Annotated in this window: 3 protein-coding genes; 2 read left to right on the top strand and 1 reads right to left on the bottom strand. The window is 63.8% G+C overall.

Annotation, left to right across the window (positions count from 1 at the left end; all coding sequences use genetic code 11):
* Window positions 1-450, bottom strand: a 450-nt coding sequence (locus tag ACE3P2_RS03210) for a hypothetical protein (protein WP_374260942.1), incomplete at its 3' end; no start/stop codon positions are given.
* Window positions 451-635: 185 nt separating this feature from the next.
* Here ACE3P2_RS03210 and ACE3P2_RS03215 point away from each other — a divergent pair.
* Together ACE3P2_RS03215 and ACE3P2_RS03220 are read left to right on the top strand one after the other, a co-directional pair.
* Window positions 636-2,963, top strand: coding sequence for a Tex family protein (locus ACE3P2_RS03215; RefSeq protein WP_374260945.1), 2,328 nt, complete (start codon window positions 636-638; stop codon window positions 2,961-2,963).
* Window positions 2,964-4,044: 1,081 nt separating this feature from the next.
* Window positions 4,045-5,028 (top strand): hypothetical protein, encoded by a 984-nt coding sequence (locus ACE3P2_RS03220; RefSeq protein ID WP_374260946.1) that lies wholly within the window; start codon window positions 4,045-4,047, stop codon window positions 5,026-5,028.
* The last annotated feature ends 137 nt before the right edge of the window (window positions 5,029-5,165 follow it).

Here is a 5,165-nt window from a genome sequence, read left to right on the forward strand (position 1 = left end):
CCCCTTGACCACCGGCGGCGGTGCCGCGAGCTTGCCGCCCCGTCCAGCCTGCGCCTGGGGCGCGCGGGCCTGGGCGCGAGGATCGGGTTTCTGGGCCACCACCGGCACCTGACGACCACCGCGGGCCACCGGCGCGGCCTTCTGGGGTGCACCGCGGCTCGCCACCACGGGGGCGGCCTTGCCCGCCACGGCCTTCGGCGCGGGCGCGGACTTGGGCGCCGGCGCCTTAACGGCCACCGCCTTCGACGGGGCGGATTTCTGCGGGGCCGGCTTCTGGGCCACCGCCTTGGGTGCCGCCTTCGGGGCGACGGGCTTGGCGGCTGGCTTGGCGGCCGGCGCCGGCTTGCGGGCGGGGGCCGGATGCGACGGCTGCGGCGCAGCGGAGGCATCGCCCCCGACCACCATCAAGCCGAACGCCACGGCTGCCAGCGCAGCGAATACGGGGTTCATGCGGTCTGATCTCCTGCTGGGCCAGAGGCGCCGCGCTCGGCGTCTGGCGTGGGGTTCGCAAGCGCGCAGCGGCGCTCACGACACGAATAATCTTCCGATTTTACCGGAAACTCGCCCGGCGACGGGCTTGCGGCGAAGGCCGGGTTTCTGCACCATGCGCCCTTTTTTGCGCTCCGGGCCCGACCATGCTTCTGCCGATCGAACAACGCATTGCCGCCGAGTTAGGTGTACAACCCCGCCAGGTTTCTGCGGCCGTCCAGCTTCTGGACGAGGGCGCCACCGTTCCCTTCGTGGCCCGCTACCGCAAGGAAGTCACCGGCGGCCTCGACGACACCCAGCTGCGCAACCTCGAAGAACGCCTGGGCTACCTGCGCGAACTCGAAGAACGCCGCGCCGCGGTGATCGCCAGCATCGACGAACAGGGCAAGCTCGACCCGCAGCTCCGCGATGCCATCGAGAACGCCGAAACCAAGCAGCGCCTCGAAGACCTCTACCTGCCCTTCAAGCAGAAGCGCCGCACCAAGGCCCAGATCGCCCGCGAAGCCGGCATCGCGCCGCTGGCCGACGCCCTGCTGGCCGCCCCGAGCCTCACGCCGGAGCTTGAAGCCGCCAACTACCTCAACGCCGAAGCCGGTTTTGCCGACACCCGCGCGGTGCTCGACGGTGCGCGCCAGATCCTCATGGAACGCTTCGCCGAAGACGCCGAGCTGCTGGGCACCCTTCGCGACTATCTCGCCGACCACGGCGTGGTGGCCTCCACCGTCATCGCCGATAAGGAGACCGACCCCAACGCGGCCAAGTTCCGCGACTGGTTCGACTTCCGCGAAGCGATCTCCACCGTACCGTCGCACCGCGCACTGGCCCTCTTCCGCGGCCGCAACGAAGGCTTCCTGCGCCTGCAGCTGGCGCTGGACTCCGACCCCACCGACGGCGCCGCGCCCGGCCCCAACCCCTGCGAAGCCCGCATCGCCGCCCGCTTCGGCATCAAGGATCAGGGCCGGCCGGCGGATTTCTGGCTGCGCGAAACCGTGCGCTGGGCCTGGAGCGTCAAGATTTCGCTGCATCTCGAACTCGAGCTGCTCGGCCAACTGCGCGAACAGGCCGAGGAAGAAGCCATCCGCGTGTTCGGCCGCAACCTCAAGGACCTGCTGCTGGCCGCCCCCGCCGGCCCCCGCGCCACCCTGGGCCTCGACCCCGGCCTGCGCACCGGCGTTAAGGTGGCAGTGGTCGACCAGACCGGCAAGCTCGTCGACACCGGCGTGATCTACCCCCACGAACCCCGCCGCGACTGGGACGGCAGCCTGCACGCGCTGGCCAGACTGTGCGAAAAGCACAAGGTATCGCTGATCGCCATCGGCAACGGCACCGCCAGCCGCGAAACCGACAAGCTCGCCGCCGACCTCATCAAGCTGCGCCCCGAGCTGCACATGACCAAGATCGTCGTCTCCGAAGCCGGCGCCTCGGTGTATTCCGCCTCGGAGCTCGCCGCCAAGGAATTCCCCGATCTCGACGTGAGCCTGCGCGGCGCCGTCTCCATCGCCCGCCGCCTGCAGGACCCGCTGGCCGAGCTGGTCAAGATCGATCCCAAATCCATCGGCGTCGGCCAGTACCAGCATGACGTAAACCAGACCCGCCTCGCCCGCGCGCTGGATTCGGTCGTGGAAGACTGCGTGAACGCCGTGGGCGTGGATGTGAACATGGCCTCGGCCGCGCTGCTCACCCGTATCTCCGGCCTCAATCCCACCCTCGCCGCCAACATCGTCGCCCACCGCGACGCCAACGGCCCCTTCCCCAGCCGCGCCGCGCTGCTCGACGTGCCGCGCCTCGGGCCCAAGACCTTCGAACAGGCCGCCGGCTTCCTGCGCATCACCAACGGCAGCAACCCCCTCGACGCCTCGGCCGTCCACCCGGAAGCCTATCCGGTGGTCGAACGCATCCTCGCCGACATCCAGAAGGGCGTGCGCGAGCTGCTGGGCGACTCCCGCGCCATCGGTCAGCTCAAGCCCGAACGCTACGCCGACGAACGCTTCGGCCTGCCCACCGTGCAGGACATCCTGAAGGAACTCGACAAGCCCGGCCGCGACCCGCGCCCCGAGTTCAAGACCGCCAGCTTCAAGGAAGGCGTCGAAGAGCTGAAGGATCTGGCCGAAGGCATGATCCTCGAAGGCGTCGTCACCAACGTCACCAACTTTGGCGCCTTCGTGGACATCGGCGTGCACCAGGACGGCCTCGTGCACGTCTCGGCCCTCTCCGACCGCTTCGTGAAAGACCCCCACAGCGTGGTCAAGGCCGGCCAGGTGGTGAAGGTGAAGGTGCTGGAGGTCGACCTCCCCCGCAAGCGCATCGCCCTCACCATGCGCATGGGCGACCAGCCCGGTACCACCAGCCGCCCGGCGGGCGAACGGCGCGACGCGCCCCGCGGCAACCAACGCGCCGCGGTTGCCAAACAGAACCGCGAGCCAGCCATGGCCGGGTCGCTTGCCAGCGCGTTTGCAAAGGCACTGAAGAAGTAAATCACCCCGCGGGCCGGCCAAAACCGGCCCGCAGCACATTCAAAGCACCCGCAATCCCCAGCAGACCTTTGTAGGGGCGGCTTCAGCCGCCCACCCACCCCACCCCAGGCAACGACGCCGCCGCAAACCAAGGCCGGGCGACTGAAGTCGCCCCTACTCCGCCTCCGCCCCCCTTCCTCGCCCCACCTCATCCGCTCCCCGCCAGCCCCTGACCTCAATCCCAGCCCGCCGCAGAAAGCACCTGGCGCGTGCGACGCGTCAATCTGCGCCGCAACCCATGATGTGCACGCCTGCAACGACGATGTTGCACGCCCAACATCGCCACTCGGCTCGCCGAACCTTTATGTTGGGCCGGCAACATAAACAGTGCACCGCGCTAACCCTTATGTTGAGGTCGCAAACTAAGGGTTTCGCCCCTCAACATAAACAGTTGACGCCCCAACATGAAGCATTGGGCCTTCAACATAAGGGTTAGCGTCGTCAACAGAAAGGTTACGCGACTCAACATAAGGGTTGCGTAGGCCAACATGAGGGTTGTCGACTGCGACATGAGCCTGTCCGAATTTTTGTGTTTGAGGCATAACGTAGTCCCAGAAAGGAATGTCTTGACCGACTGGCGCTTGCGGTAGGGGCGGACGAACTCGGCAGCCATCAGGCGCGGTGCCAGGCCCAGACGCTGTGCCGTGCGGCCCCAGTGGTGGGCGCTGCCACACGCTTCCATACCGATCACTGTGCCCGTCGGCAGCGTACTGAGCCACGTCAGAAAGCCCGATCGGTTGAAGTCCCGCCGCTCCACGATCCGACCAGTACAGTCTGCCACGCAGGCCACGAAAACATTCTTTGCCAGATCCACACCAACAGTCGTAGTATCCATTTTGACTTCCCTCCTCGCCGTAAAGAATGAACTTCAGCAATTTAATCTTGGCACTTGGATGCCGGGTGGCAAGCCCACCAGGTGGGTGGGGGAAGTCCTTTTGTAGTCGGTCAACCGGACCTGCGCGAAAAGCCGCGCAGTCCGGTTACCTTGAACGTTGGGCGTCCAGGCAACAGCTTCAGTGTGTCCGATAAGGCTCCGTAAACCATGAAGTTCAGAAATCGAAATCTGCGCGCAATAGCGGAGATGGTTATCGGTGATGCCGCCCACTTCCCTTATCGCTCAAGCAGCTATATCACTCAATTCTTCGAGGAATGCGATCTGGACTTTGTGCACGATGGATCGACGCGATGGTCTTGGACAGTTGACCGTCTAACCGAACTGCTCGAAGAGCCGCAACCACAGGCCAACGCATTGCCAGAACGCTTCGTTCACGTACTACGCGTCCTAATGCAGAAATCTGATGCCGAGGACGACGATCCACAAAGGGCTCTTGCGCTGGCGTCATTGAACAAGCCTCTAGAACGGGAAGGATTTGAAGCGTTTTATGGTGAAGACAATCAGCTCTACATCCGCCACATCGGGTCAAAGACATTGTCAATCGCCCCAAACCCTCATCGCCCCTTTACTCCAAACGAGATCAAGCGACGAGAGCAGCTAACCGCCTATCTTGGTAAGTGTTCTGAAGACGATTTGATCGAGACCGTTCTCCTGCCCTTATTTCGCCAACTTGGTTTTCATCGAATCACGGCCGCAGGTCACAAGGACAAGTCGCTTGAGTACGGAAAAGATGTTTGGATGCGTTACGTTCTCCCGACACAGCATGTTCTCTACTTCGGGATTCAAGCCAAGATAGGCAAACTTGACTCAGCCGGAACAAGTCGCGGCGCTAGCGCCAACATCGCTGAGATCCATAACCAAGTCTTGATGATGCTTGGTCACGAACTCTTCGATCCTGAAACGAGCAAGAAGGTACTCGTCGATCACGCGTTCATTGTCGCTGGCGGCGAAATCACCAAGCAGGCGCGAAACTGGTTAGGGGGAAAGTTGGACGCAACGAAGCGCAGCCAAGTCATGTTTATGGACCGCGAAGACATTCTGAATCTGTATGTCGTAAGCACGTTACCGTTGCCTGATGGCGCGATTCCAAAGGCAGCAGAGTCTTCATTTGATGACGACATTCCCTTCTAGCAGGTTGATGCAAAACCCAGTGAACGATCCGACCACCCGCCTGTCCTAGCCGTACCCCCGAACCCCAGGCACAGCAACGATGCGCGGCGAAGTCGATCCCCAGTCCTCGATGTTTCACTACTTCTCGGTCGAATCCC

Origin of the sequence: Zoogloea sp., assembly GCF_041911615.1 — a bacterium.
GTDB lineage: Bacteria > Pseudomonadota > Gammaproteobacteria > Burkholderiales > Rhodocyclaceae > Zoogloea.

What these genes read in the sequence shown, in the direction of transcription:
- ACE3P2_RS03215 (WP_374260945.1), top strand. Translation starts at nt 636, where the DNA reads ATGCTTCTGCCGATCGAACAACGCATTGCCGCCGAGTTAGGTGTACAA.
- ACE3P2_RS03220 (WP_374260946.1), top strand. Translation starts at nt 4,045, where the DNA reads ATGAAGTTCAGAAATCGAAATCTGCGCGCAATAGCGGAGATGGTTATC.